2 protein-coding genes are annotated in these 2,641 nt (G+C 71.5%); one reads left to right on the forward strand and one right to left on the reverse strand.

Features of this window, described 5'->3' with window-relative positions; all coding sequences use genetic code 11:
* Positions 1-139: 139 nt before the first annotated feature.
* Positions 140-1,405, reverse strand: a complete 1,266-nt coding sequence (locus tag KBI5_RS05110; RefSeq protein WP_133056959.1) for a glycosyltransferase 87 family protein — start codon at positions 1,403-1,405, stop codon at positions 140-142.
* 503 nt (positions 1,406-1,908) lie between these two features.
* On the opposite strand from KBI5_RS05110, the gene mptB reads away from it, so the two are divergent.
* Positions 1,909-2,641 (forward strand): polyprenol phosphomannose-dependent alpha 1,6 mannosyltransferase MptB (gene mptB / locus KBI5_RS05115; protein WP_206745242.1); only part of this gene is annotated, 733 nt, incomplete at its 3' end.

Genomic DNA, 2,641 nt, shown 5'->3' on the forward strand with positions numbered 1-2,641 from the left:
ACGACATGCTTTAGGTAATACACACCGGAAGGCGAACTGTCGATCAGGCGAGTACTCAAAGATCCAGGTCAGACCGTCCTGAACCAGCCACCGGCCAGCTCAACGGACTCCAAAGATCAACTTATCTAGGAAACTCCCGCTAGCCCCTGACGCCCCGGCGCACCAGGTCCGGATGTCGCATTCTCCGTGATGGGCGGTACAGGTCCCGGCGGCCTGCGACGCGCGCCAGGGTGACCAGGAGTAYGACACCGGCGATCACGTAGGCGTTCGTGAGGAGGATGGTCGGGTCGCGGCGGTGCGGCCAGTTCTGGTCGTGTGGCGTGATCCACCAGACGGGGGAGGCCACGAACAACACGTAGCCGGCGAGCGCCGCTCCGACGTACCGGCGTGAGGCTCGGCCGTCGGTGCCGTCGGTGCCGTGGGTGGCGTGGGTGGCGTGGGTGGCGTGGGTGGCGAGCCAGAGCAGCGTCGGCACCGCCCACACCCAGTGGTGACTCCACGAGATCGGCGAGACCAGCAGTCCGGTGACCGCACAGGCGAGCAGGCCCGCGACGGGCTCCCCGCGCCGGTGCAGCCGCACCGCGAGCACCAGCCCGGCGACGGCGACCGCGGCCACCACCAGCCGGTGGATCTGGACGACCGACGCGCCGTCTCCCCAGATCCGGGTCATCGCGCCGGACAGCGACTGGTTGCCGGCGTACGTGACCGAGCCGATCCGGCCCGGATCCGCGAACACCCCGCCCCAGTAGGCGCGGGACGCCGCGGGTGCCAGCGCGAACGCCACGGCATGGGCCGCGAGAAACGTCCCCGCCGCTGCGATCGCCACCCGGCGCCGGCCGGCCAGCCACAGGTAGGCCACGAAGATCAACGGAGTCAGTTTCACCGCCGCGGCGAGACCTGTGAGAGCACCGGGTGGCAGTCGGGCGAACGGTGTGGACCGCCGTCCGGGCCCGGCATCGAGCCAGACCGCCAGCATCAGCAGGATGTTGACCTGCCCGAAGATGATGGTGCTGCGAACCGGTTCCGTCGCGAGCGCCGCCACCAGCAGCAGCGGCGGCGCCCAGCGCGAGCCCAGTGCCCGCCCGACCCCGGYGGCCCGCGCGGTGTCGGTCGGCGGGATGAGCCAGGCTCGCAGCCTGGACAGCAGCAGGATGAGTGCCGCGACGGTCAGCGCGGCCCAGACGACCTCAGCCACCCCCAGGGGGATGGCGGCGAACGGCGTGAACAGCACCGCCGCGATCGGTGGGTAGGTGAAGGGCAGGCCGGCCGCCGTACGCACCTGGTAAAGGGCGGACCCGTCCCAGACAGCCTGCCCCCCCAGCCGGTAGACAGCGAAGTCGGTCTGCGGCTGCGGTGCGATCATCACCGCGAGCACCACCAGCGCGGCGACGACGCCCGTGGTCACGACGGGCGCCGTCGGTCGCGCCGAGGCGACCGGCACCGGTCCCGGGCCTGCCGTCTCCCCGTTGGGGCAGGCGGTAACGGTTGCCGGGCCCATGGTTCTCGCTTGCCGCATGCGTTCGGCATAGCACCCCGAGGCGGTCCGCCAGCAGGGAGCCCGGCAGCCACCATCCGCCGTTCATCCCGGCGCCATCCGCCGGTAGCCGCCGGTAGCCGCCCGGCGCCGAGGCAGGACACCGCGGGCCGGGCCGGCGCCCGTGGGCTCCGACATCCATACAGGACAGGTATTGTTCACCGGGTGCTCCCGGGCGCGCTGCCTGTTGGCGATGTAGAAACGTCAGGCTTTATACCGGAATGGACGAGATAGAGTGCGCCGCGCCGCACGGAACCGCCCGACCGGGCGATCCTGCTCGACGCTGTTCGTCGCGCCCCGGTAGGGGCGTCGGCGGACGCCTCGACGGAGGTATCGTCCTGCTCGCGGGATGTGGGACCGCCGGATCGGTGCTGGTGGTGCTGGTGGCGGGGCGACTGGCCCTGCAGCCCGGAGTTGTGACCCCGTCACGCTGGTTCGGGCTGCTCGACCCGGTGCCGTTCGACCGCCCCTCTCCGCTACCCGCTTTTATGATCATCGGGGTGGCGTTGCTCGTCGGCGCATGGTTCCGGTTGTGCCAGCGCGCGCACCACGGCGACCTGTCGGTCCCGCGGATAGGCCTCGTCATCGGCTTCTGGGCCGTTCCGGTGCTGCTCGGCCCGCCGATCCTCAGCCTCGACGTCTACTGCTACACCGCGCAGGGGACGATGCTCGCCGCCGGGCTCGACCCCTACGCCGCCGGGCCCACCGCGCTCGGCRCCCGTCCCATCCTGCTAGCCGTCGATCCGATCTGGAGATCATCGCTGTCGCCCTACGGGCCGGTCGCCCTCGGCTACTTCCGGCTGGTGACCGCGCTTGCGGGCGGTGACGTCCTGCGCGCGGTCCTGCTGCACCGGATCGTCGCGGGGGCGAGCGTCGTCGTGATGGCGGTGTGCGTGGTGCGGGTGTCCTCCGCGGCGCGACGGCCCTGGGCGCTGGCGTTCTGCGCGGGTAGTCCGATCGTGCTGCTGCAGCTCGTCGGCGCGATCCATCTTGAGGCCATCCTGCTGGCGCTGCTTGCCAGCGGCCTGACGGCGGTGTACCGCGGCAGGCCGGTGCTCGGTCTCGTCCTCATCACCGCGGCCGCGCTGGTGAAGTGGCCCGCGGCCC

Source organism: Frankia sp. KB5, assembly GCF_002099325.1.
GTDB classification, from domain to species: Bacteria; Actinomycetota; Actinomycetes; order Frankiales; family Frankiaceae; genus Frankia; species Frankia casuarinae.